Annotated in this window: 22 protein-coding genes; 6 read left to right on the top strand and 16 right to left on the bottom strand. The window is 63.1% G+C overall.

Going from position 1 to position 23,877, the window contains the following annotated elements:
- Positions 1-27 precede the first annotated feature (27 nt).
- From amt to Q1W40_RS06245, 3 genes are read right to left on the bottom strand one after another with little or no spacing between them, the layout of a single operon-like run.
- Positions 28-1,554, bottom strand: a complete 1,527-nt coding sequence (amt, locus tag Q1W40_RS06255) for an ammonium transporter (RefSeq protein WP_300710028.1) — start codon at positions 1,552-1,554, stop codon at positions 28-30.
- Between the two features lie 23 nt (positions 1,555-1,577).
- Positions 1,578-1,916, bottom strand: a complete 339-nt coding sequence (locus Q1W40_RS06250) for a P-II family nitrogen regulator (RefSeq protein ID WP_108323385.1) — start codon at positions 1,914-1,916, stop codon at positions 1,578-1,580.
- A 30-nt stretch (positions 1,917-1,946) separates the two neighbouring features.
- Positions 1,947-2,702: a TorF family putative porin gene (locus Q1W40_RS06245; RefSeq protein WP_300710023.1), complete on the bottom strand. Its 756-nt coding sequence runs from the start codon at positions 2,700-2,702 to the stop codon at positions 1,947-1,949.
- Between the two features lie 197 nt (positions 2,703-2,899).
- On the opposite strand from Q1W40_RS06245, the gene Q1W40_RS06240 reads away from it, so the two are divergent.
- The 4 genes from Q1W40_RS06240 to selD all read left to right on the top strand — a co-directional run bounded on the left by Q1W40_RS06240 (position 2,900) and on the right by selD (position 9,075).
- Entirely contained in the window at positions 2,900-4,432 is a 1,533-nt protein-coding gene (locus Q1W40_RS06240; protein ID WP_300710021.1) for a YifB family Mg chelatase-like AAA ATPase, read from the top strand.
- Positions 4,433-4,514: 82 nt separating this feature from the next.
- The gene (locus Q1W40_RS06235) at positions 4,515-5,729 is read left to right on the top strand and encodes an MFS transporter (protein WP_300710019.1); all 1,215 of its coding nucleotides are present in this window, start codon (positions 4,515-4,517) and stop codon (positions 5,727-5,729) included.
- A gap of 37 nt (positions 5,730-5,766) precedes the next feature.
- Positions 5,767-6,744 (top strand): selenoneine biosynthesis selenosugar synthase SenB, encoded by a 978-nt coding sequence (gene senB / locus Q1W40_RS06230; protein WP_300710017.1) that lies wholly within the window; start codon positions 5,767-5,769, stop codon positions 6,742-6,744.
- Positions 6,745-9,075 (top strand): selenide, water dikinase SelD, encoded by a 2,331-nt coding sequence (gene selD / locus Q1W40_RS06225; protein ID WP_300710015.1) that lies wholly within the window; start codon positions 6,745-6,747, stop codon positions 9,073-9,075.
- 76 nt (positions 9,076-9,151) lie between these two features.
- On the opposite strand, the gene Q1W40_RS06220 is transcribed toward selD, so the two are convergent.
- The 13 genes from Q1W40_RS06220 to Q1W40_RS06160 form a co-directional block, all read right to left on the bottom strand.
- Entirely contained in the window at positions 9,152-9,913 is a 762-nt protein-coding gene (locus Q1W40_RS06220) for a DUF3047 domain-containing protein (RefSeq protein WP_300710013.1), read from the bottom strand.
- 2 nt (positions 9,914-9,915) lie between these two features.
- A complete protein-coding gene (locus Q1W40_RS06215) occupies positions 9,916-12,081 on the bottom strand; it encodes a bifunctional TVP38/TMEM64 family protein/FAD-dependent oxidoreductase (protein WP_300710011.1) in 2,166 nt (721 codons plus the stop codon).
- Between the two features lie 103 nt (positions 12,082-12,184).
- Positions 12,185-13,627 (bottom strand): Fic family protein, encoded by a 1,443-nt coding sequence (locus Q1W40_RS06210; RefSeq protein ID WP_300710009.1) that lies wholly within the window; start codon positions 13,625-13,627, stop codon positions 12,185-12,187.
- A gap of 186 nt (positions 13,628-13,813) precedes the next feature.
- Positions 13,814-14,419, bottom strand: coding sequence for a CDP-alcohol phosphatidyltransferase family protein (locus tag Q1W40_RS06205; protein WP_300710007.1), 606 nt, complete (start codon positions 14,417-14,419; stop codon positions 13,814-13,816).
- The gene (locus tag Q1W40_RS06200) at positions 14,412-15,131 is read right to left on the bottom strand and encodes an ATP-binding cassette domain-containing protein (RefSeq protein WP_300710005.1); all 720 of its coding nucleotides are present in this window, start codon (positions 15,129-15,131) and stop codon (positions 14,412-14,414) included. Before Q1W40_RS06200 ends, Q1W40_RS06205 begins: the two co-directional genes overlap by 8 nt.
- Positions 15,128-16,813: an ABC transporter permease gene (locus Q1W40_RS06195; RefSeq protein WP_300710003.1), complete on the bottom strand. Its 1,686-nt coding sequence runs from the start codon at positions 16,811-16,813 to the stop codon at positions 15,128-15,130. Before Q1W40_RS06195 ends, Q1W40_RS06200 begins: the two co-directional genes overlap by 4 nt.
- Positions 16,810-17,592, bottom strand: a complete 783-nt coding sequence (locus Q1W40_RS06190; protein WP_300710001.1) for a DUF4395 domain-containing protein — start codon at positions 17,590-17,592, stop codon at positions 16,810-16,812. The genes Q1W40_RS06195 and Q1W40_RS06190 overlap by 4 nt, the downstream gene beginning before the upstream one ends.
- A gap of 44 nt (positions 17,593-17,636) precedes the next feature.
- Positions 17,637-18,497 carry an energy transducer TonB gene (locus Q1W40_RS06185; protein WP_300709999.1) on the bottom strand — a complete coding sequence of 287 codons (861 nt, stop codon included), beginning with the start codon at positions 18,495-18,497 and terminating at the stop codon, positions 17,637-17,639.
- A gap of 205 nt (positions 18,498-18,702) precedes the next feature.
- Entirely contained in the window at positions 18,703-19,950 is a 1,248-nt protein-coding gene (locus tag Q1W40_RS06180; protein WP_300709997.1) for an ABC transporter substrate-binding protein, read from the bottom strand.
- Between the two features lie 53 nt (positions 19,951-20,003).
- Positions 20,004-20,501 carry a DoxX family protein gene (locus Q1W40_RS06175; protein ID WP_300709995.1) on the bottom strand — a complete coding sequence of 166 codons (498 nt, stop codon included), beginning with the start codon at positions 20,499-20,501 and terminating at the stop codon, positions 20,004-20,006.
- A complete protein-coding gene (locus Q1W40_RS06170) occupies positions 20,498-21,232 on the bottom strand; it encodes a putative DNA-binding domain-containing protein (RefSeq protein ID WP_300709993.1) in 735 nt (244 codons plus the stop codon). The genes Q1W40_RS06175 and Q1W40_RS06170 overlap by 4 nt, the downstream gene beginning before the upstream one ends.
- Complete coding sequence (locus tag Q1W40_RS06165) at positions 21,232-22,092, bottom strand: DUF692 domain-containing protein (RefSeq protein ID WP_300709991.1); 861 nt, start codon at positions 22,090-22,092, stop codon at positions 21,232-21,234. The genes Q1W40_RS06170 and Q1W40_RS06165 overlap by 1 nt, the downstream gene beginning before the upstream one ends.
- 86 nt (positions 22,093-22,178) lie before the next feature.
- Complete coding sequence (locus Q1W40_RS06160) at positions 22,179-22,493, bottom strand: hypothetical protein (RefSeq protein ID WP_300709989.1); 315 nt, start codon at positions 22,491-22,493, stop codon at positions 22,179-22,181.
- A 180-nt stretch (positions 22,494-22,673) separates the two neighbouring features.
- Between Q1W40_RS06160 and Q1W40_RS06155 the strand changes: the two genes are divergently transcribed.
- Together Q1W40_RS06155 and Q1W40_RS06150 are read left to right on the top strand one after the other, a co-directional pair.
- Complete coding sequence (locus tag Q1W40_RS06155; protein ID WP_300709987.1) at positions 22,674-23,234, top strand: sigma-70 family RNA polymerase sigma factor; 561 nt, start codon at positions 22,674-22,676, stop codon at positions 23,232-23,234.
- Positions 23,231-23,869: a DUF1109 domain-containing protein gene (locus tag Q1W40_RS06150; protein ID WP_300709985.1), complete on the top strand. Its 639-nt coding sequence runs from the start codon at positions 23,231-23,233 to the stop codon at positions 23,867-23,869. The genes Q1W40_RS06155 and Q1W40_RS06150 overlap by 4 nt, the downstream gene beginning before the upstream one ends.
- Positions 23,870-23,877: the final 8 nt, after the last annotated feature.

Raw genomic sequence — 23,877 nt, 5'->3', positions numbered from 1 at the left:
GGCGTCACCGCTGGAGAGTCCTCCAGATCAACCGTGGTAAGCCGACTCGCCGTGCGAGGAGATGTCCAGACCTTCGCGCTCTTGCTCTTCCGAGACACGCAAACCGATGGTCAGGTCCACGATCTTGTAAGCAGCGACCGACACCACACCCGACCAGACGATGGTCAGCAGCACAGCCTTGGCCTGGATCCACACTTGTGCAGCGATGGAGTAAGCGTCCGGAGTGACCATGGCCACGGTGACCCAGTCGCCCACAGCGCTGGGGCCGCCCAAGGCTGGCGAGTTGAACACGCCAGTCAGCAAAGCACCGACGATACCGCCGACGCCGTGCACACCGAAGACGTCCAGAGAGTCGTCTGCGCCCAGCAGTTTCTTCAGGCCGTTGACACCCCACAGGCAGGCGAAACCAGCGATGAAACCGATGACCACGCCACCGCCGATGCCGACGTTGCCCGCAGCAGGGGTGATGGCCACCAAGCCAGCCACCGCACCAGAGGCGGCGCCCAGCATGGAAGCTTTGCCACGCATCAGGGCTTCACCCAGGCACCAGGCGATCACAGCGGCTGCCGTGGCCATCATGGTGTTGATGAAGGCCAGCGCGGCGAAACCGTTGGCTTCCAATGCAGAACCTGCGTTGAAACCGAACCAGCCCACCCACAGCAAAGCAGCACCGACCATGGTCAATGTCAGGCTGTGAGGCGCCATGGATTCACGGCCGTAACCGACGCGTTTGCCAATCATGAAGGCACCGACCAGACCGGCCACAGCGGCGTTGATGTGCACCACGGTACCGCCCGCAAAGTCCAGCGCGCCCCACTGCCACAGCAGACCTGCCTTGGAAGTCATTTCGTCCACAACTTCTTTGGAAGCGTAAGCGTCAGGACCCATCCAGAACCAGACCATGTGAGCGATCGGCAGGTAGCTGAAGGTGAACCACAGCACCATGAAAGCCAGCACGGCAGAGAACTTCACACGCTCGGCAAATGCACCCACGATCAGGGCACAGGTGATGCCTGCAAACGTGGCCTGGAAGGCAGCGAAGACGACTTCAGGAATGTAGACACCCTTCGAGAAAGTGGCGGCATTCGCGAAAGTGCCGGCGGCGTTGTCCCAGATGCCCTTCATGAACAGTCGATCGAACCCGCCGATGTAGGCACTGCCTTCGGTGAAGGCCAGGCTGTAGCCATAGATGAACCACAGCACCAGGATCAGCGAGAAAGTGACCATGACCTGCATCAGCACCGACAGCATGTTCTTGCTGCGGACCAGGCCGCCGTAGAACAAAGCCAGGCCGGGCACAGCCATCATCAAGACCAGCAAAGTGGACAGCATCATCCAGCCGGTATCACCCTTGTTGGGCACCGGTGCAGGTGCGGCTTCTGCGGCAGCGGGGGCTGCAGCAGGTGCCGTCGCAGGTGCAGCGGCATCAGCCGCTTTGGCTGCAGGCGCGGTGACTGCAGCCGGTGCGGTTTGGGCGGTGACCACAGAGGCCGTTCCGAACAAACCCAGACCCAGGGTCAAGCCCAAGGCCAACGAAGCGAGTAGCTTTTTCATTTTTCGACTCTCTTTCTTGTCTATCAAAGGGCTTCGCCGCCGGTTTCACCGGTGCGGATGCGAACCACTTGTTCGAGGTCGTACACAAAGATCTTGCCGTCGCCAATCTTGCCGGTGCGGGCACCGGACTCGATGGCTTCGATCACGCGCTCGACCAACTCGTTGGACACAGCGGCTTCGATCTTCACTTTGGGCAAAAAGTCGACCACGTATTCCGCGCCGCGGTACAGCTCGGTGTGGCCTTTTTGACGACCAAAGCCTTTGACTTCGGTCACGGTGATGCCCTGCACGCCGATGCCCGAAAGTGCTTCACGCACTTCGTCCAGCTTGAAGGGTTTGATGATGGCGGTCACCAGTTTCATGATGGCTCCTTTGAAATTTTTTTGAGGTGATCAGAAGGCGTACTTCAGGCCGACAACCAGACCGTCTTTACCGTTGTATTTGTCAACCAGGGTGTACTGCGACTTACCCGCATTGGTGCCGACCGCCATCACCGAGGCGCTCAGGCCGTTGCCCAAATCTTTGGCCAGCGTCAACGCGTAATCGTTGTAGGAATAGGCAGGGCTGTTGTTGATCATCTGACGACCCACATGCGGCACCAAGGTGTAGCCATCACCCAAATCAAAGGTTGCGCTCAAGTCCAGGTAGTAGCTGTTCTTGCTGTTGATATTGCCAAATGTATTGGTCAGCGAATGAGAGTATTTGGCTGTGAACAGTCCATAGGTCACTGCACCGTAGGCTTCGGTGGTGTTGGCATTGGCAAAGCCCTCAACGGCGCCGAGTTTGTTGCCCGCATATTCATAGCGCAGCAAACCCACGTCATAGGCCACATCACCCAAAACGCCCTTGTAGCCGCCGTACAAGTCGATTTCCACGGACCCTGCCGTTGCTGCGGAATCCTTGATCCACTTGATGGTCGAACCCCAAGCACCAACGTAAAAACCGCTCTTGTCGGCATAGTCCACGCCACCTTGCAGCGCGGGCTGCAGACGGGATTGCGAAATGCCACGGTAACGGTAATCGGTCACGGCGCCGACGTTGTAGGACAAGGTACTTTCAGGTTCTGCAGGGGCCGTTTGGGCTTGTGCCACCGAAGCCAAAGAACTGACAGCCAGTGCAATCAGGGAAGGAACGAGGATCTTTTTCATATTGGACTCCGTTGAAAGTTGTTGAGGACACACCCCATCAAGCACAGACCGTGCCAACACTTGGTGCGCCTGAAACTGGGGCATTTACCGGTGCGCTGGCCCCCGTTGCGTGGTTCAATGGCATTCATACAAGAAGCACGCGCCAAGACAGCGCGCAAGCACACACACCATGCACCAGCATGGGGCAGGGAGGGGATATGAGTCTTTCTTTGGTGCACAGCCGTGCATTGGTCGGGCTGCAAGCGCCCGCGGTCACCGTTGAGGTGCATCTGGCCAACGGGCTGCCCAACTTCACTTTGGTGGGTTTGGCCGATGTCGAAGTCAAGGAGGCCCGCGAACGTGTGCGCTCCGCCTTGCAAAACAGCGGGCTGGAGTTTCCGCACAACAAACGCATCACCGTCAATTTGGCCCCGGCCGATCTGCCCAAAGACTCCGGGCGGCTGGACTTGCCGATTGCCTTGGGCATTCTGGCGGCGAGCGGCCAAATCGATGCGGCCAAGCTGGTCGGTCACGAGTTCGCAGGCGAGCTGTCTTTGTCGGGTGAGCTCAGACCCATCCGCGGGGCCTTGGCCATGAGCCTGGCGCTGCGCCAGCAGCAGGTGCGCACCCGCCTGGTGCTGCCGCCGGACAGCGCCGAAGAAGCCGCGCTGGTGCCCGATGCCGAAGTCTTTCGCGCCAAACACCTGCTGGATGTGGTGCAACAGTTTTTGCCGCCATCGGCCGAGCCGCCACCCGAGCCTGGCGAGGGCTGGGCCCGTCTGAGCGCCACGACCCCGACCGATCCACCACGCTATGCCGACCTGGCCGACGTGAAGGGGCAGACAGGTGTCAAACGGGTGCTGGAAATTGCCGCCGCTGGTGGCCACTCGCTGCTCATGGTCGGACCGCCTGGCTCGGGCAAGTCCATGCTGGCGCAACGTTTTGCAGGTTTGCTGCCGCCCATGGCCATCGAAGACGCGCTGGAGTCGGCCGCCATCGCCAGCCTGGCCGGGCGTTTTGAGCTTTCGCGCTGGGCGCAACGCCCCACCGGTCAACCGCACCATTCGGCCAGTGCGGTGGCTTTGGTCGGAGGCGGCTCGCCACCCCGGCCAGGCGAGATTTCACTGGCGCACCACGGGGTGCTGTTTCTGGACGAGCTGCCAGAATTTCCACGCGCCGCACTCGAAGCCCTGCGCGAACCGCTGGAGACCGGCACCATCGCCATCGCACGGGCCGCACGGCGCGCCGAGTTTCCGGCGCGGTTCCAGCTGATCGCGGCCATGAACCCCTGCCCTTGCGGTTATCTGGGCAGCCCCACGCGGGCGTGTCGCTGCTCGCCCGACCAGATCAGCCGCTACCAAGGCAAGCTCAGCGGGCCGCTGCTGGACCGGATCGATCTGCACATCGAAGTGCCCAGCCTGCCCGCCACCGACTTGCTGACAGCGCCAGCGGGCGAGAGCACCGGAGCCATCGCCGCACGCAGTCTGGCGGCGCGCAACTTCGCGCTGGCCCGGCAAGGCTGTGCCAACGCGGACTTGCAAGGCCAGGCCATCGATGCGCAATCGCGCTTGAGCGACAAGGCCAGCGCCTTGCTGCAAAAAGCCGCCGCCCAACTGGGCTGGAGCGGGCGCAGCACGCACCGCAGCCTCAAAGTGGCCCGCACCATCGCGGACCTGGCGGGCAGTGCCACCATCGAGGCCGCCCATGTGGCCGAAGCGGTGCAATACCGGCGCGTGCTCAAGGAACACTGAGCCTCAAGGCTTTTGGCCTGCAGGCCTGGCGCACTGTCTTGAATGCGCGCTGTTGCAGCACCCCGCTCGCGATAATGCGTGCATGCGTTTTTTCAGCCGTCCATCGCCGCAGGCCTTGGGCCCCTTCAGCGTCTGCTTGTCCTTGCCCCAGCTCATCACTTGGGGCAGCGTGTTCTACACCTTCTCTTTGCTGATGACCCCGCTGGAGGCTGAGCTGGGCATGAGCCGTGCGCAATCGTCACTGGCCTTCAGTCTGGCCTTGCTGGCCGAGGGCCTGATGGCTTATCTGGTGGGCCGCTGGATCGACCAGGGGCATGAATGCAGGGTCATGACCGTGGGCTCTGTCTGGGTCGGTCTGGGTCTGATCGCGCACAGCCAAGTGCAAAGCGTCAACGGTTTTTACGCGGTCTGGATCTGGCTGGGTCTGGGCTTGGCCGCCACGCTGTACACGCCCGCCTTTGCGGTGGTCACCCGGCGCTTTGCGCAAGACTTTCGCCGCGCCATCATCACGCTGACGTTTTTGGGTGGGCTGGCCAGCACCGTGTTCATCCCACTGTTTTCATGGTGGATGGACCTGTGGGGCTGGCGCCACGCCCTGTGGGCATTGGCGGCTTTGCAGCTGCTGCTGTGTGCCCCCTTGCATGCCTGGCTGTTGCAAGGTGCCCGACGCGGCATCCAGCGCACCGGGCCACACGAACCCCGACCCGTGTCGGTCAGAACCCACCTGCGCCAGGCCCCGTTTTGGCTGCTGGCCGTGTTCACGCTGTTCATGATGGCGGTCACCTCGGCCTTGCCTGCCCACATGATCGCCTTGCTGCAAGAGGCCCACTTGCCCCCGGCCTGGGTGATCGCCATCCCTGCGGCCATTGGTGTGATCCAAGTGCTGGGGCGGCTCTTGCTGTTTGTGTGTGAGCGCTATTGGGATGTGCACACCGCCAACCGCTGGATCCCCACTTTGATCCCCTTGGGTCTGCTGGTCCTGATCGTGGGCGGCTTGCAGCCAGTGGCCGCGGTGGTGTTCGTGGTGCTGTACGGCCTGGGCAATGGCATGAACACCATCGTCAAAGGCACGGCCATGGCGCAATACGTGAGCCGGGCCCATGTGGGCCAGCTCAACGGTTTGCTCGGCCTGCCGATTGCACTGGCCCGTGCAGCCGCGCCACTGGCCGTGGGTTTGCTGTGGTCGCCGGACAAGGGCTATGCGCTGGCTTTGTGGTGGCTGCTGCTGGCCAGCGTGCTGGGGGCCTCTGCCCTGTGGCTGACACAGCACCTGACGCTTCGGGCCCGCAGGCACTGAGGCTCAGCCTCTGAAACCGTTCAGGTATAAACCGGCGATGCAAAAACTCCGTGTGCTCATTGTCAGCCCTGCCTTGGCCGACGCCAACAATGGCAACTGGCAAACCGCCCAACGCTGGAAAAGCCTGCTGGCACCCCACACGGTGCGCATCGTGCGCGAGTGGCCCGACGCACAAGCCGCGCAAGACGACATCATGCTGGCCCTGCATGCGCGACGCTCTGCTGCGGCCGTGCAAGCTTGGTTCGATCAGCGCGGCCCCAAAGGCCTGGGCCTGGTGCTCACCGGCACCGACTTGTACCGCGACATCCAGCACGATGCGGCAGCGCAAGCCGCTCTGACCCAAGCCCACAGCCTGGTCGTGCTGCAAAGCCAAGGCCTGCAAGCGCTGCCCCAAGTGCATCACAGCAAGACACGGGTCATCGTGGCCTCCGGTCGTTCACGGCAGACCCTGGTCAAAACCGCACGCCATCTGCGCGTGGTGATGGTCGGCCACATGCGCGATGAAAAAGACCCACGCACACTGATGGCCGCTGCACAGCAGCTGCGCACGCGGCCGGACATCTTCATCGACCACATCGGCCAGGCGCTCGACCCGGCACTGGGCCAGGCCGCACACGAGACACAAACACAATGCCCGCGGTACCGCTGGCTGGGCGGCCTGCCCCATGCCGCGACCTTGCAGCGCATCCAGCGCGCCCACCTGCTGGTGCACACCAGCCGCATGGAAGGCGGCGCCCATGTGCTGATGGAAGCCCTGCGCAGCGGCACCCCGGTGCTGGCCTCGCGCATTGACGGCAACCTGGGCATGCTCGGCGACAATTACCCCGGCGTGTTCGAGGTGGGCGATGCCCCCGCACTGGCCGATTTGTTGCAGCAATGCCGATCAAATCAAAACTCGTTCGGTGGCTTGCTGTCACACTTGACGGCTCTGTGTGTCAAACGCGCCACACTGTTTGAACCGCAAGCCGAACGCTCTGCGCTGCACCGCTGGGTGCAGGATCTCTGGACCCATTGAATGCAATCTTCTGAACAACCCGTGCTGCGCGACCTGGTGCTGGTGGGCGGTGGCCACAGCCATGTGGGCGTGCTGCGCATGTTCGCCATGAAGCCCGAGCCGGGCTTGCGCATCACCGTCATCTGCACCGACACCGACACGCCTTACTCGGGCATGCTGCCCGGCTATGTGGCCGGACACTACAGCTTTGACGACGTGCACATCGACCTGGGCCGACTGGCCGCAGCGACCGGCGCACGCCTTTACCGCGACGAGGTGATCGGCATCGACCGGCAAAACCAACAAGTGATTTGCCGCCACCGCCCGCCTGTGGCTTACGACCTGTTGTCGATCAACATTGGCTCGACCCCGCAAGTCCAGCAGATCGAAGGTGCGCAAGCCTTGGCCGTGCCGGTCAAGCCGATTGCCCAGTTCAACCAGCGCTGGCTGCAGTTGCTGGTCAAAGTGCGCGAGTGGCGTGGCCGCATGACGGTGGCCGTGGTCGGCGGTGGCGCAGGCGGCGTGGAGCTGCTGCTGGCCATGCAATACCGTTTGCGCCATGAACTCAAAGCCCTGGGGCGCAACCCGGAAGACCTCAACTTCGTGCTGCTGACCGCCTCGGACACGCTGCTGCCCACCCACAACAGCGGTGTGCGCGCGCGCTTTGTGCGTGTGCTGCGCGAGCGCAATGTCGAAGTGCACACCGGCGCAGAGGTGGTGCAAGTCTCACCCGGTTGCCTGCACACCAAAAACGGGCGCACCTTTGACGCCGACGAAACCATGTGGGTCACGCAAGCGGGCGGCCCGGCCTGGTTGCAAAGCACCGGCCTGGCACTCGACGCGAACGGCTTCATCCAGGTCAATGCGCAATTGCAAACGCTGACCGATCCGAAAATTTTTGCAGCGGGCGACATCGCCTGCTTTTCCGAGCGCCCGCTCGAAAAAGCCGGTGTGTTCGCCGTGCGCATGGCCAAGCCTCTGGCGCGCAACTTGCGGCGCAGCTTGCGCGGCCAAGCCCTGCAGCCCTACACGCCGCAACGCCGTTGGCTGGCCTTGATCTCGACCGGCAACCGCTACGCGGTCGCTTCGCGCGGCCCACTGGGCTTTGCCGGTGGCTGGGTATGGCGCTGGAAAGACAGCATCGACCGCCAGTTTATGCGGCGCTTCAACGAATATGCACCGATGGCACAGCCACGCACAGCCTCGCTGTGGGCCTTGCTGACGCAGGCTTTCTCGGCCTGGCGTGCTCCAGCTTCGGGCCGACAGGGCATGCAACTGAGCAGCGAAGAATCCTTGCAAGCGCTGTCGGCCATCGCCATGCGCTGCGGCGGCTGCGGGGCCAAGGTGGGTGCCAACATCTTGTCGCGGGCGCTGGGCAGCTTGCAGCCGGTCGCACGCCAGGATGTGCTGATCGGCCTGCACGAGCCCGACGATGCGGCCGTGGTCAAAGTGCCTGCGGGCAAAGCTGTAGTGCAAACGGTGGACTTCTTTCGCGCCTTCATCGACGACCCCTATCTGTTTGGCAAGGTGGCGGCCAACCACGCGCTGGGCGACATCTTTGCCATGGGCGGCGAGCCGCAGACCGCCACCGCGGTGTGCACCGTGCCCCCGGGGCTGGAAGCCAAGGTCGAAGACCTGTTGCTGCAAATGATGGGCGGCGCGGTGGAAGTGCTCAACGCCGCCGGTTGCAGCTTGGTCGGTGGCCACACCGGCGAGGGCCGCGAGCTGGCCCTGGGCTTTGCCATCAACGGCCTGATCGACGAAAAGATGGCCCAGGTCATGCGCAAAGGCGGCATGCAAGCGGGCGACCTGCTGGTGCTGACCAAGCCGATCGGCACCGGCACCTTGTTTGCAGCCCATGCCCGCGGTGCAGCGCGTGGCCGCTGGATCGATGGGGCCATGCAGTCCATGCTCATGTCCAACCAGGTGGGCGCGCAAATCCTGAGCGCTTATGGCGCCACCGCCTGCACCGACCTGACCGGCTTTGGCCTGCTGGGCCATCTGGTCGAGATGACGCGCCCCTCGGGTGTGGACGCCGAGCTTCAACTGAGCGCCCTGCCGTTGATGGACGGCGCGGTGGAATGCGTCAAGGCGGGCATCGTCAGCTCGCTGCAGCCCGCCAATGTGCGCTTGCGTCGCGCCCTGCGCAACGCCGAAGAGTTTGTGCAAGACGCCCGTTACCCCCTGCTGTTTGACCCGCAAACCGCTGGCGGCCTGCTGGCCAGCGTGCCTGCTGAACAGGCCGACGCCTGCGTGGCAGCGCTGCAGGCGGCCGGTTATGCACACACCGCCATCATTGGCCACGTCATGGCCGCAGGCCAGGCCATCGAGCCGGTGGTGTTGAAAACCTGAAGTGCAGGTTGGTCAACAGCCACACGCTGGCTTGGGTGGCTTCGCGTGCGACAGACGTGACGCGCACGCAAGCGTTTCAGCGCCACTGAAGCTGCGCGACCCAGCCGTTGCTGCGCGCTTTCGTGTTGTCGCTGTCCGCGCCGATCACCAACGCGCTGACGGAGGGCACCGCTGTTTTGGCACTGCCTGCAGGCAGTTCATCGCCAAACAGCGTGAGGAAGTCTTGCGCCACATCGCGGGATTCGCTGAGCCACTGCTGGAGTGGTGCGCCGGTGCCTTGCACCACCACATAGCGCACGCGGCGGCTGTAAGGGTTGGCGGCTGAGGTGCCGTTGGCTTGCAGCGGGTCCCACAGATAACACACGGTGGCGGCGGGCAGGTTCTCGCCGCTCACCGAGCGCGCCACACGCAGCAGCGTGCGTTCGCCAAAGGGCACGCGATCGAGCGCATGGTCAAACATCACACAAACTTTGAGCGCGGCGTCATCGCCGTCTTTGCGCCGCAAATCGGCAGGCCGCAGGCCACCGCTCAAGGCTTGGTCCAGACGCCAGCGCCATTGCAACGTGCCTGCGGTGCCCCGCCAGTCGTGCGCCCAGGTGCCATACGACTGGTTGGTGCGCATCTGCACACCGGCCACGCCATCGACTTGCCCCAGCTCAAAACGCGTGGCACCGATCTCGGGTTTGTTGGACAAGCCCACAAAGCGCCAGCCTGGGGTGTTGGCGCTGTGCTGGCTCGTGAACGGCAACAGCGGACCTGACAAAGACAAGGGCGATGTGGCGTGGGCGCTCAAGGCCAAGAGCCCAGCGGCAGCGAATGCACTGAGGTGCCCTGCCATGCTCAGGCTCCGCGCTTGAAGTCGTGGTACTTCTTCACCCAAGCCAGCAAGCGTTGCGGCGCGTGCGCACGCTTCCATTCGCCCGCCGCGTATTTGTTGGCTTCGGCCATCGTGGGGTAGGTGTGGATGGTGCCCAGGATTTTGTTCAGGCCCAGGCCGTGCTTCATGGCCAGCACGTACTCGGCCAGCAAATCTGCCGCGTGTGCGCCCACGATGGTCACGCCCAAAATTTTGTCTTTGCCCGGCACAGTGAGCACCTTCACAAATCCGTGGGCCTCACTGTCTGCAATGGCGCGGTCGAGGTCGTCGATGTTGTATTGGGTCACTTCATAGGCGATGTTCTTCTCTTTCGCTTCTTGCTCATTCAGGCCCACCCGCGCCACCTCGGGGTCGATGAAGGTGGCCCACGGAATGACCGAGTAGTCGGCCTTGAACAGCCTCCACTCCCCAAACAGCGCGTTGACGGCCGCGTACCAAGCTTGGTGCGCTGCGGTGTGGGTGAACTGGAACGGGCCCGCCACATCGCCTGCAGCGTAGATGTTGGGGTAGATGGTTTGAAGGTATTCGTTGGTCTGCACGGTGCGCTGTGTGGGGATGCCCAAGTCTTCCAGGCCATAACCTTGCAAACGCGCTACGCGGCCCACGGCGCACAGCAGCTGGTCAAACACGATGCGCTTTTCTGCACCGGCGTGTTCCACCACCAGGGTCTTGTCGCCATTGACCATCTCGCAGCGCAGCGCCTTGTGGCCGGTGAGCACCTGCACGCCGTCGGCCTCCAGCGAAGCTTTGGCGAGTTCGCTGACCTCGACGTCTTCGCGCACCATGAGGCGTGCGCCCATTTCCACTTGCGTGACGTGTGAGCCCAGTCGCGCAAAGCTTTGTGCCAGCTCGCAACCGATGGGCCCGCCGCCCAACACCACCAGGCGCTTGGGCACTTCATCGAGCTTCGAAAACTCGTCCCACAGCGTGTCGCTGGTCACGTAGCCCACATCGTCCAAGCCGGGCAGTGGCGGCACAAAGGGACGGGCTCCGGCGGCGATCACGATGCTGCGGGCGGTCAGCCTTTGTGTCGTGCCGTCGTTCAACGCCACTTCCACAGTCCACGGGTTCACCAACTTGCCGTAGCCCTGCAACACCTCCACACCCAAGCCGGTGTAACGCTCAATGCTGTCGTGCGGCTCGATGGCTTTGATCACGTCGTGCACGCGCTGCATGACCGCTTTGAAGCTGAAGCTCGGGGCCGCATCGCTCAGGCCGTAGTTCGACGCGTGGCGCATCTGGTGGGCCAGCTTGGCGCTTTTGATCAAGGCCTTGCTGGGCACACAGCCATAGTTCAAACAGTCGCCGCCCATCTTGTGCGCTTCGATCAGCGTGACCTTGGCCTTGACGGCTGCAGCGATGTAGGCGCTGACCAAACCACCCGCCCCGCCACCGATGACGATCAGGTTGCGGTCAAAGGTCTTGGGGCGCTGGTAGGCCCAGCGGGCATAGACCTTGCGCTTTTGCGCAGCGGCCACGATGCGCCGCGCGATCAGCGGGAAGATGCCCAGCAGCACAAAGCTCCCCAAAAGCGCGGGGCTCAAAATGCCTTTCACCGAATCGAGCTGCGCCAGCTGGGTGCCCGCGTTCACATACACTGCCGTGCCTGCCAACATGCCCAATTGGCTGACCCAGTAATACGTCCACACCTTCATGCGCGTGAGGCCCATGAGCAAGTTGATCAAGAAGAACGGCACGACCGGGATCAGCCGCAAAGTGAACAGGTAAAAACCGCCCTCGCGGTCCACGCCTGCATTGATGTCGGCCAGGCGCTGACCAAAGCGCGCCTCCACCCAATCGCGCAACAAAAAGCGCGACGCCAAAAACGCCAAGGTCGCGCCCACGGTGGACGCAAACGACACGATCAGCAAACCCTGCCACAGCCCAAACACCGCCCCCCCCGCCAGCGTGATGATGGTCGCGCCCGGAAACGACAACGCCGTGGCCAGCACATAAATCAAGAAATACACCACCGCCACCGTGAACGGCTGCTCGGCGTGCAGCTGCGCAAAACTGGCCTGGCTGGCTTTGAGCTGCTCAAAGCTCAAGTAGCGCCCGAGGTCCAGCGCGACAAACGCACCGATGGCCAGCGCCAGCAAGAGCAGCAAAACAATTTGACGAAGGCGCATGAAAGGGGAACTCCTGAGTGGCCGATGGTGTGCGTTGGAAACGGCCAATGGCAGTGAACGATAACCCGGATGAACTTGCAGTTCGGTGTGGCGCGGCAAAAAGTTACGGCGTGTCGCCCCGCTCACCCGAGAAAGCCAACTGCCAAGCCAGATATTCAGAGCGACGCAGCCGGTAACGGGCCACGCTGCCTTCGTGCAACTGGTGCAGCGCCTCGGCCAGCATGCGGGTAAACGCGTCTTGGTCTGCTGCGGGCACCTGCATGCGCGCCACCACAGGGGCCAGCACCTCTGGGCTTGGCGCTTGCAGGCCCTTGACCACCGCCTGCACGGCCTGAATCAGCGCTTCGCGGTATTTGATTTTGAGGGGGTTCGGCTCGACCATGGTTTGGGTGATGGCCAGATAACGCTGACACGAACGCTCATACGCCCACACAAACACGTCGCGCAACAAATCGACCTCGTTGAGTTCATACACGCCCAAAGTGCCTTCGATGTACGCCCGCTCGGGCACGTCGATGAAGGACAAAGGGCACAGGTTGTGCTGAATCAGCGACAAGTTGGCGCCTATGCGCGACACGCGTTTGTTCACATCTTCAAACGGCTGCAAATACGGCAGTTGCACCATGAGGAAAAACGCCTGCTCAAACGGATCGGGAATGGCGGCGGCTTTGCTCAGCAGCAGCGCAAAGCAGTCTTCAATCACCTGGGGCATGGCGGCGGGGTGAAACACCGTGCCCGAAATCTCCACCAAGCGCCGACGCAACCGGCCACTGGCCTGCGGGTCGCGCATCAAATCTTGCGACAACACGGCATGCAGATTTTTGAACGTAAAGGCATCAAAGCCCACCTCGTTGGTGTCCTCGTCCATATCCTCAATGAGCATCTCGATGGCGGCTTTGTGGTTCAGGATCATCTGCGTTTCGATGGCGTCCTTGCCCTGCGCGGCCTGCCCATGCTCGATCAGGTTTTGCGTGTCCAGGCGGCTGTAAGTGTTGCCCTCCAGCCGCGACGAAGCCCACGACAAATCCACCAGCAAACGGCTCAAGATGTCGCGGGCGTAGGTGCCTGCGGGTCGTTCGTTGCCGGGTGTGCGGCCCATCTCGTGCAGCTGGCTGCGCAGCGCGGCTGGCAAATAAAACGTGACGCCCGGCTGATACGCCTCCAAAAACTCACGCCGATAACCCACCGGGCGGCGGTGCATCAGCGGCTGACGGACCCGTTCACGGATGCTGGCACCCGCTGGCGAAACCGGCAGATCGGGCTCCGCCTCGGCCACGCCCACAGGGGCACTGACGCGCTCGCCCGGAAGCTGCGCCCAAGCCAGCGTCACCGGCTTGTAAACCAGCGCAATGCTTTGCCCCTCAGACGCGATCCGCTGCGCATCGATCAGTTTGAGCAAGCGGCGCTGCAAAGTGCGGCGGTTCAGCGCACCGCCCTGACGCTGCGCCATAGCCAACTCAATCTCGGCAATGCCGATCCCGCCAGGGTGCGCGGCCACGATGGATTCGATCAGTTGCAATTCGTGGGCGGGGGTGATGCGAGGCATGGGGTGGCTTGTTGAGGGATCATTTGTCGCGCTCAGGGCATTCAGGGCCACCAAAAGCGACAGTATTGGCTGTCATTATGTCGCGAAAAGTGTCGCGCTTGCAAGCCATTGTGTCGCGCAATCTTGCTTATTGTGGCGTTGAGATTCACCATTCACCGCAAATAGTGCGGTGAATAAGCGGCGTATTCACCGCAATCCCCCATACCCCCACCTCACCCGCATCCCCGTGGTGATGGCACACAACCCAGCAAACCCATAAGCCAACACCGCAAAGTGCTCAGGCCAGATGCACATGGCGGCGAAGACGGTGATGGTCTCGGTGGCTTCGGTCAGGCCGCCCAAGAAGTAAAAGCTTTTGCCCGGCAAGGCGGTGTCCGTCAGGCCGCGTTTTTCGGCCAGTGCGGCGAACGCCAAAAAGCTGCTGCCGGTGCCGATGAAACTGGCCAGCAGGGCGGCGGCGGGCAGGGCGTTGGTGGCGGGGTTGGCCACCGCAAAGGCCAGGGGGATGGCGGCGTAGAACACGAAGTCGAGTGCGATGTCGAGGAAGCCGCCCGCGTCGGTGGGCTGGGTCAGGCGGGCCACGCTGCCGTCCAGGCCGTCGAGCAAGCGCGAGGCCAGCAGCAGCGCCAAGCCCCACCACCACGCTTGCAGCGCGATGGCCACGGCGGCGGCCATGCCGATGGCAAAGCCCAGCCAGGTCAGCGCGTCGGCGCTAATGCCTGCGTGCACCAAGCCGCGTGCGGCGGCGTTGAGCGCGGGGCGCAAGAGGGTTTGGGCGTGGCGGTCAAACATGGGTGTGGCTTTCTTCGGCGGCGCGCAAGTGCACCACGCGCTGCGAGTCGGCCACGTCTTGTTCGTCGTGCGTGACCAGCACCACCGGGATGCGCCGCTCGCGCACATGCGCAAACACCCACGGGCGCAGCTGGGCGCGCAAGGCGGCGTCGAGTTTGGAAAACGGCTCGTCGAGCAGCAGCGCTTGCGGCTCGGCCAACAAGGCGCGCATGAGCGCCACCCGCGCACGCTGCCCACCCGAGAGCGTGGACGGGTCGCGCTCGCCCATGCCGCTCAGCTCGGCTTCTTGCAGCGCTTGTTGCACGCGGGCTTGGCGCTGCGCGTGGGTGCTACTGCTGCCCCTGTTGTCACAGGCGGGCACGGCAAACAGCAGGTTCTCGGCCACCGTCATGTGCGGGAAGAGCAAGGCGTCTTGAAACACCAGGCCCACGCCGCGTTGGTGGGTGGGCAGGTGCGCAAGTTCGCGGCCATTGAGTTGCACCGAGCCTTGCAATTGCAGGGGCTGCAGCCCTTCGGACACGCTGGCCAGCGTGCCCGCGATGGCGGCCAGCACCGAACTTTTGCCGCAGCCGCTCGGGCCCATGAGCGTGAGGATTTCGCCGGGCGGCACGGCTAGGCGCAGGCCGCTCACCATCGCGTGATGCGCGCTGCCCAAGCGTTCGATGTGAACGTGTAGACCGTCGTGCAGGGCATCTTGTGGGGTGTCGGTCATGGTGTGGCTTTCATGGGGGCGATCTTCTCAAATCGGCGCGGCCTGCCCAGCCACGCGGCCAGCGCAAAGGCTGCTATGGGCAAGAGCATTTGCAGCGCGGCGTAGGCGCTCATGAGCGAGCGTTGCGCGCCCGCGGCCAAGGTGACGGCTTCAGTGGTGACAGTGGCAAAACGGCCCGCGCCCACGTAAAGCGTGGGCAGGTATTGCGCCACGCTGACCGCAAAGCCCACGGCCCAGGCCGATGCGATGGCGCGTTTTAGCAAAGGCCATTTCACGCGCCACAGATACACCCAGCGGCCGTGGCCCAAGCTGGCCACCAGCGCGGCTTGGCGCGGGTCCACCGCTTGGTAGGCGGGCACCAGCGCCAGCAGCACATAGGGCAAGACCATGACCGCGTGCGCCAGGCTCAGGCCCAGCCATTGGCCTTCAAGCCGTGTGTGCAGCGCCAGGCTGTACAAGCCCACCACCCACAGCACCGAAGGCAAAACCAGCGGCAACAAAAGCCAGGGTTGCAAGGCCTGCTGCCAGCGGCGCGGGGCCAACTCCAGCCAAGGCACCGACCACAACAAACACACACTGGCCGACGCTACGCCCAGGCCCAGCGTGGTCCACACGGTGTGCGCGCTGCTGGCCACTTGTTGCCAGGCACCCAGCGTCCACAACTCGGGCCACACATTGGGGAAAGGCCACACGCCTGAAACACTGCCCACGGTCAAAGCGAACCAGACGGCGGCGTATGTGGTGAGGATCAGCGTCCAAACGACATTCGGCCGCAGGGGTAGCCGCCCACGATGAAACACAGCAGCCTGGTCTTCGGCTGTTTGTAGGCGCAAGCCCCTGCTAGCGAATTTCCGCAAAGCTGCGACCACTCGCAAAGCCACCACCGTGAACACACCCGCCACCAACACCGTGCCCGTCAACCACCCCGCTGCCGCTACGCCTTGCGATTGCGTGATCAGGTCGGCGTCGCTCAACCATTGCCAGGCCAGCACCGCCAAGGTGGGCGGCGTGGCGGGGCCGATGATGAGCGCCATGTCGACCACCGTGAGGCCATAGGCCAGCACCGCCAGCAGCGGCCAGCGCAGGCGCGGGGCCAGTTGCGGCCAGATGATTTGCGCAAAGGCTTGCGCGGGGGTGCGGCCCAGGGTTTGGGCGAGGGCGTATTCAGCTTGCCATCGGCGGCGCAGGTCTTCGCGCTGCATTTGGGTGGCGGCCACCCACAGCAAAAACGGCACCTCTTTGAGCCACAGCGCCAGGATCAGGCCCAGGCCCCACGGGTCTTGTGTGGTGAACCAGTGCGGCGGTGCGTCAAAGCCGGTGATGCCCGGCGACACCAGCCGCAGCGCCCAGCCGCTGGGCGAGAGCCACAGCACCAGCCCGATGGCCATGGCCGCGTGCGGCGTGGCCAGCAAGGCAGGCAGATGCGACAGCCAGCGCCCCAGTTGTTGGCGGATGAAGCCGCTGGCCAGCACATGCGCCACCGTGATCCACGCCAACACGGTCGAGGCCAAACCGGTCCACAAGGTCATGCCCCAAGCACGCCCAATTTGCGGGTCGGCCCACAGGGCTTGCCACGCGGCGGCATCGAGCATTTGCGCGCCCACCGCCCACAGCGCCGCGCCAATGGGCACGGCCGCGATCAGCGCCAGCAGCCACGCAGCGAAAAGGGCCAAGGCGCTCACAGGCAACCGTTGTGCTGTTTCCAGATGGTTTCGTGGCCCATGGCTTTGGCAAACTCGGGCACCTTGCAGCGCTCGGCGTCGGCCCCGGATGCGGGGGCTTGCTCAGGCTGCAAGGCTGGCTGCACCGTGCCCTGCCCGTGCATGCTGGGGTGGTGCATGCCGCGCACATCAGGCCCGTGGCTGACCCAACGCCCCACACCGACCATGACCAGCGCAAACACCACCAGCAAAGCCAAGTGGCCCCACTGCCCACCGGCCCCTGCGGGCGGTGTGTAGGCGCATGCGCCACCGGGGCACAGCTGGGCTTTTTCGGGACGCAACAGGTCGTGCAGTTTGCAGCCCACACAAATGCCAAAGGCCGACTCCAAAAACAGCAAGAGCAAACAGGTGCCGCAGACCAGCATGTTGATGGGGCCGATCACACCTTGCACCACGATCAAATAAAACATGGACAAGCCCAGCGCCAGACCGATGCTCCAGGCGAAGCGTTTTTGCGGCGCACCCACGTATTCGGGCATTTGGCCGCGCACCGCCCACTGGCCCACGATCATGGCCGGAGCCCAACGCGGGTTGACGAACAAGCGGATGCCAAACTCGATCAGGAAGGCCACCACAAACACCTGTGTGGGTTTGAAGTTGCCCAGCAGCAGCGCCTGCATGAAGGTGACCATGGCCACAAAAAACAAGATGCCCGCACTCGCCCGCACCGCGCGTTCGTTGAGCACCGGCACGTCGTAGCCGGGCAGCGTTTGGCCAAATTCAAAAATGCGTGAAGTCATGGTGGTTGTCTATTCGGGTGTGGTGACTTGAGTATCGGAGAAATTCAGCGCTTGAGTTGACCAGAGCCCCATTGCTCCATCAGCCTGCGGTCGTGGGCACTTTCGGCCTCGATCGAGTCTTTGGGCAGTTGGCGCAAGCAGTCGGCCAGCGCTTGCGGATCGGGCAGTGCCGCCTGCACCGGGGCTTGGGCCACTTGCGGCGATTTGCCGTCCCAGGCAAAGGGGTTGCGGAACACCGGCGGGTCGGGCAGGCAATCGTCTTTGTACAGCGGCGGGCCATCGCTGGCGAAGGGCGAAAACGAAATGGTTTTCTCAAACACCAGCGGTTTGCCGGTGGGTGTGGGCGGCAGCGGGGGCATGTTGTGTATGGCCTGACGCGCCAGTTTTTCGGCCACGGGCGAGGTGGTCCACAGCGTTTGCAGTTGCACCAGCGTGCCGTTGGGTGCGATCTCGATGCGAAAGCGCACAAAGCCTTGGTCGGGGCCTTCCACGGCGGTGCCCATCATGCTGCGCACTTGCTGGCCCCAGCTGTAGCGGTAGCCCTTGCTGTTCTTGTTGGTGTAACCGGCGGCAAAGGCCCATTCTTCGGCCGTGGGCGGCGGGGGTGCGGCCATGGTGGCGCGGGGCGCATTGGGCTGGGTGGTTGGCGCTGCGGGCGTGGTGGTGACCGGCGGCAAAGCCGGGGCGGGTTGCTGGGTCGGGGCGGTGATGGGCTTGCGCTGGATGGGCTCGCGCTGCGGCAGGTCCGTTGGCTTGAGCAGGTTCAGAGACACCACCGTGGTTTTGGTTTTAGGCAGGGGTGGCGTATCCGAAGGTTTGAAGACCCAGCCCATGGCCCACGCCAAAGCCAGCGAGTGCAAGGCCAGCGTGAAAAGAACGGCAGGAAAAGAATGCTTGCGGGGCATGAAGGGCCGGGGGTGCAGGGCAGGGCCAGAAGCGGCGCGGTCTGCGTGGGCTAACCATATTGGTGAGCGCTGATGTTAACCCTAAGGGGTGCTGAAGGGACGGCCCTGCTGTCGTCATCCCGCGCGAAGACCCGGGATGACAATGAAGCGTGCCAGGCATGACGCGCTTTAAATTCGGAATGACCGTTTTTTGCGCAGCGACGTGTCACACTCCGTAGCGGCGGGTCCATTCTTTTTCAAGCGCCTCGACCCACGAGGCATGGGGTTCGGGCAAGGCCGGAGCGCTTTGGCGCACTTGCCCGGCGTGGGGCGTGGACTGAAAGCGTGCGCGGTCAGCGGCAGGCAGGCGCGCCACATCGAGCACGGTGGGGTCACCCCACACATCGATGTCGGCCTTGCGAGCTTGCGCGGCGGGCGAGAGCAAAAAGTTGGCCACGACTTGTGCGCCCGCTTTGCTGGGCGCGTTGTAGGGGATGGCCACAAAGTGCGTGTTGCCAATGGTGCCTTTGGCGAACTGCCAGCTTTGCACCGTGGCGCTCAGGCGCTTGGCGGCGATCTCGTTGGCCGCTTCGTTGGGGTTGAAAGTCAAGGCCAGCAGCAACTCACCGTCGGCCATCATCTGACGCTGCGCGGCCGAGTTTTGCGGGAACTGTTTGCCCCCGCGCCACAGGTGCGGATGCAGCGCATCCAAAAAGCGCCACAGCGGCGCGGCTTGCGCTTCCAGTGCGGCAGCCGTCACGGGCTGGGCCAGCACTTTCACATCCGGCGCGTGCTCGATCAGGGCCTGCTTGACGAAGGTGGTGCCATGGAAGTTGGGCGGGCGCGGGTAGGTGATGCGCCCCGGTTGGCTGCGGGCCAGGGCCAGCAGTTCGGCCATGCTTTGCGGCAGTTGGGGCAGGCGTTTGGCATCGGCAAAAAACGTGAGCTGCGCCATGCCCCAGGGCGACTCGAGCCCGTCGGTGGGCACCGAAAAATCCACCAGCGTGGTGGGCTTGCCGGCTGTGTCCACCCACTGGAAGTTGGGCAGGGTTTGAGCAAAGGGCGCAGACAACAAAGCATCGCGTTTCATGGCTGCAAAGTTTTCGCCATTGATCCAGATGAGGTCCACCGTGCCTTCGGTGTCTTTGCGCCCCGCTTGCTTTTCGGCGCGAACGCGCTTGACCACATCGGCCGCGTCGCTGATCTTGACGTGCTGCAACTTGACGCCAAAGTCGCGCTGCAACTCGCCGGCCGCCCATTGCAGGTAAGCGTTGATGCGCTCGCTGCCCGCCCAGGCGTTGAAGTAAACGGTTTGGCCGCGTGCAGCGCGCACGGTGTCGGGCCAGCTGCTGGCAGCGTGAACGATTGACGGGCTCAGTGCGGCTGCGCCCAACAGCAAAAGCTGCCTGCGACCGATGCCTTGTGAAACGGCGGCTTGAAACCCTGACTGGCTGAGGTTGATAAATTGGGACATGGGGTACAGCGATGGAACGCGCCACAAGACGCACCCCACCGACTGTAGACCATTCAAGGCCAAAGTTTGCGCACCAGCGCATCCAGCGACAAGCGCCCCGGCCCCACGAACACCAGGGGCAGCAGCATGGCGATGTAGATCAGGGGCAGCTTGAAGTTGCCGTGGCCTTTATCGGTCAGGGCATAGCCTTGCCACAACTCCCCCAGGGTGGACCAGGACTCGGGCCAGTGCACGCTGAGCATGGCTACGGTGGTCAGCACAATGAGTGAAGCCGAGAAAAATCGCGTGCCCAAGCCCACCAACAAGGCGATGGCACCAACAACTTCGAAGCCCGTGGCCAGCGCCCAGTTGATGTCGGCCGGGATCAGCTTGAAGGGCCAGGGAAATTGGTCCTGAATGTCGGCAAACCAGTTGCTGCCGTGCAGCTTTTCAAAACCGGCTTCACCAAACTCCCAAGCCAGCAACAGGCGAACGCTGAGCAGGCCGATCCACAGGCCCATATGGTCAAGTGTGTTGAGGCCTTGACGGGCCAAGTATGTAAAGCGGTTCATGGTTGTGCTCCTAAAACAAGGCCTTGCTCGCGCAGGCTGGTGAGCAGTTGCAGCCCAAAGCCCATCAGGGCTTGCGGGTCCGGGTGGGCCATCTCATGGGCCAGTTGTTCAAACGCCTCTTGTCCGGTGCGGCCTTCGTCCAGCAGCGCCAGCACGCGGGCGGTGACGGCATTGATTTCACTGAACTGCACTTGGTGCTCGGCGTCGCGAAAGACGACCAGAAAGGTCGGCTCGGTCTGGCGCGGTTGCCAGGCCGGGCCGATGCGGTGCACGGGCCATTCGCTGGCCACATCGACACGCGCCGGGTTGAGCACCACGCGACTTTGCATCAAGTCGCCCTGCGGCTGGTGCACCACGGGCGTGACGTCCATCACATCGACCGCGAGCTCGGCCCATTCGTAATGGGCCAGATCGGCCAGCCAGCGCGGCAGCGGCTGGGCGATGTGGGCCTCTTGGAGGTAGCGCACAAACTCACGCGGGATCTCGCGAAACCAGGGTGTGTGCGAGGGCCAGTCGCGGTAGAAGGTGCGGCACAGCCTGCGCCAGCGCGACTCGCCCAGCAGCTGTCGGCATACCGGAAAGCAGCTGTCCACGAAACCACACACATTGTTGAACAGCAGCTCGTTGTAAACCGCCATGCGACGGGCGGGCACACCGGCTGGCCGGCGCATGTGGTGCGGGTCGCGCAGGTGAGCGGCCAGCGCGTGCTGAAATTCTTGGAACGCCAGCATCAGGCCACCCGCCGCTGTGGGGTGGCTTGCTCGCCAAAAGCGGCTTGCTGCAAGCGCGTGATCTGCGCCACCTCTTGCGTGATCGTGGGCAGATCGGGGATGTTGAAGTCGCGCTCCAGGCAGGTGGGCACGGCGTGACCGATGTGGGCATAGGCTTCGCTCAGCAATTGCCAGACGGGGTCGATCACATCGCTGCCGTGGGTGTCCACGAGCAGGCCATCGTCTTCCACATAGTGGCCCGCCACATGCACATAGCAGGTGCGCTCCAGCGGCAGTTGGCGCAGGTAGGCGTGCGGGTCAAAGCCAAAGTTGCGGCTGTTGACGTAGATGTTGTTCACGTCCAGGTGCAGCAGGCAGTCGGCTTGCTCAACCACGGCACGCACGAATTCGGCTTCGGTCATTTCGGCACCGGGCGGGGCGATGTAGGTGGACGCGTTTTCCACGCCGATGCGCATGCCCAGAATGTCTTGTGCGCGAGCGATGCGCTCGGCGGTGTAGCGGACTGCTTCTTCGGTCATGGGAATCGGCAACAAGTCATACAGGTGGCTGTCGTCAGCGCACCAAGACAGGTGTTCGGTGAACAGGGTGATGCCGTGCGTGCGCATGAAGTCGCGGGTGCGGCGCAGCAGGGTTTCGTCGAGTGCACCGGGGCCGCCCAGTGACAGCGACAGGCCGTGGCACACAAAAGGGTGGCGCTCGGTGAAGGCGCGCAAGGTATGGGCCGATCGCCCGCCCATACCGGCCCAGTTTTCGGGGGCGATTTCAAAAAAGCCAATCTCGGGTGGCACCGCTTGTTGCAATGCCGGGATCAGCTCGCGGCGAAAGCCCAGACCGGCTGGATTCAAAGGTGTAAGAGCCATGTTCATCGCCTTGTAGAAATGGGGCGTCAGCGAATGCTCGGCACAGCGCGGTGTGCAGGACATTCGCCGACGAGTTCAGCCTTGGATCAAGACTTCTTGGCGCCGCAAGAAGCGTCTTTCTTTTTGTCGCCACCGCAAGAGCCTTCTTTGGCTTTCTTGTCGGCACCGCACTTGGCTTCGCCGCACTTGCCGTCTTTGGCCTTGGTTGCGCCTTTTTTGTCAGCGCCGCACTTGGCTTCGCCGCATTTGCCGTCTTTGGCCTTCATGTCGGCCTGAGCGACTTGGTAGCCAGCGTCCAGGGTCTTGGCAGCAAAGGGGTTGCCAGCGGCTTGTGCGGGCAATGCGGCCACAGCGGCGAATGCGGAACCCAAAGCGAGGGTGATCAGTTGTTGCTTGTTCATGAAAAATCTCCAGAAGTTGAAAGGTTGGAAGTGACTGCTCGAACACGATGTCGAAGTGCTCCTTGTCCGTGGCGGTCATGGTGTAATCCGCCTCAATGCATTCCAAAGTTACGTAAAACCAGACGGACTTGTTTCTTTTTGTATCTGTAACTTTTTCGACTCCCAACACGAACTCACGACATGAGCGAAAGCCTGGCCACCCTCGAAACCCAATTGCATGGCCTTTGGATGCGGTCTCTGAACGGAGACAGCGCTTGCTATGAACGTGCACTGACCTTGCTCAGTGGCTACCTGCGCGGCTTTTTGCGAAACCGTCTGCAATCACGCCTGAGCGATGTCGAGGACCTGGTGCAAGAAATCCTGATGGCCATCCACCAAAAGCGCCACACCTACCAAAGCGATCAGCCGCTGACGGCCTGGGCGTATGCGATTGCACGCTACAAATGGGTGGACCACTTGCGTGCGCACGGTCGCCGCGAAAGCTTGCATGAGGACATCGATGACTGGAGCGAAACATTGCTGGTGGAAGGTGAACACGAGGCCAGCGATACCCAGCGCGATCTGGAACAGGTGCTGGCCGAGCTGCCTGCCAAGCAGCGTGAGGCCATCGAACACACACGCTTGCAGGGACTTTCAATCAGCGAAACCGCCGAGCGCACCGGACAAAGCGAAGCCTCGGTCAAAGTCAACATCCATCGGGGCCTGAAAACCTTGATGGCGAAATGGGGAGTTCAAAAATGAAAACACAAGACCTGATCGGTTTGCTGGCCAGCGACACGCTGCAAACCCGCTTGCCTGCGCGGCAACAACTGACACGCCCGGTGCTGATCGGTGGCCTGGCCTGTGCCGCGCTGATGGCCGGCCTGTGGGGCATCAACCCCCAACTTCAGGAGATGTCCATGCGCCCGGCCTTCATCGTCAAGATGCTGTGGCTGCTGTCCTTGATGGGGTTCAGCGTCTATGGTTTGTTGCGCCTGTCACGCCCTGGCATGAAGGCCGGGCACACCTGGACGGGGCTGGGCTTGTCGTGGCTGGCCATGCTCAGCCTGGGGCTGGTGCAGTCCTGGCAAGCCGATGCAGCTGAGCGGAGCGCACAGTGGATGGGCGCTTCGTGGCAAGTGTGCTCGGTCAATATTGCGCTCTTGTCCTTGCCGGTGCTGGGCGCTTTGCTCTGGGCCCTGGACCAACTGGCCCCCACACGCCCTGCGCTGACCGGTGCCATAGCCGGGGTGATGGCTGGCAGCCTGGCGGCCAGCATTTACTCTTTGCATTGCACCGAAACCAGCTTTGCTTTTTTCAGCCTCTGGTACGTGGCGGGCATCGTCGCTGTCGGCCTGCTGGGCGCTGTCTTGGGGTCACGCTGCTTGCGCTGGTGATGCGCGGG

This window comes from Limnohabitans sp. (genome assembly GCF_030158565.1).
Classification (GTDB): domain Bacteria; phylum Pseudomonadota; class Gammaproteobacteria; order Burkholderiales; family Burkholderiaceae_C; genus Limnohabitans_A.
Note: the sequence above shows the minus strand (reverse complement) of the source record. Positions and strands in the feature narration are given on the sequence as shown.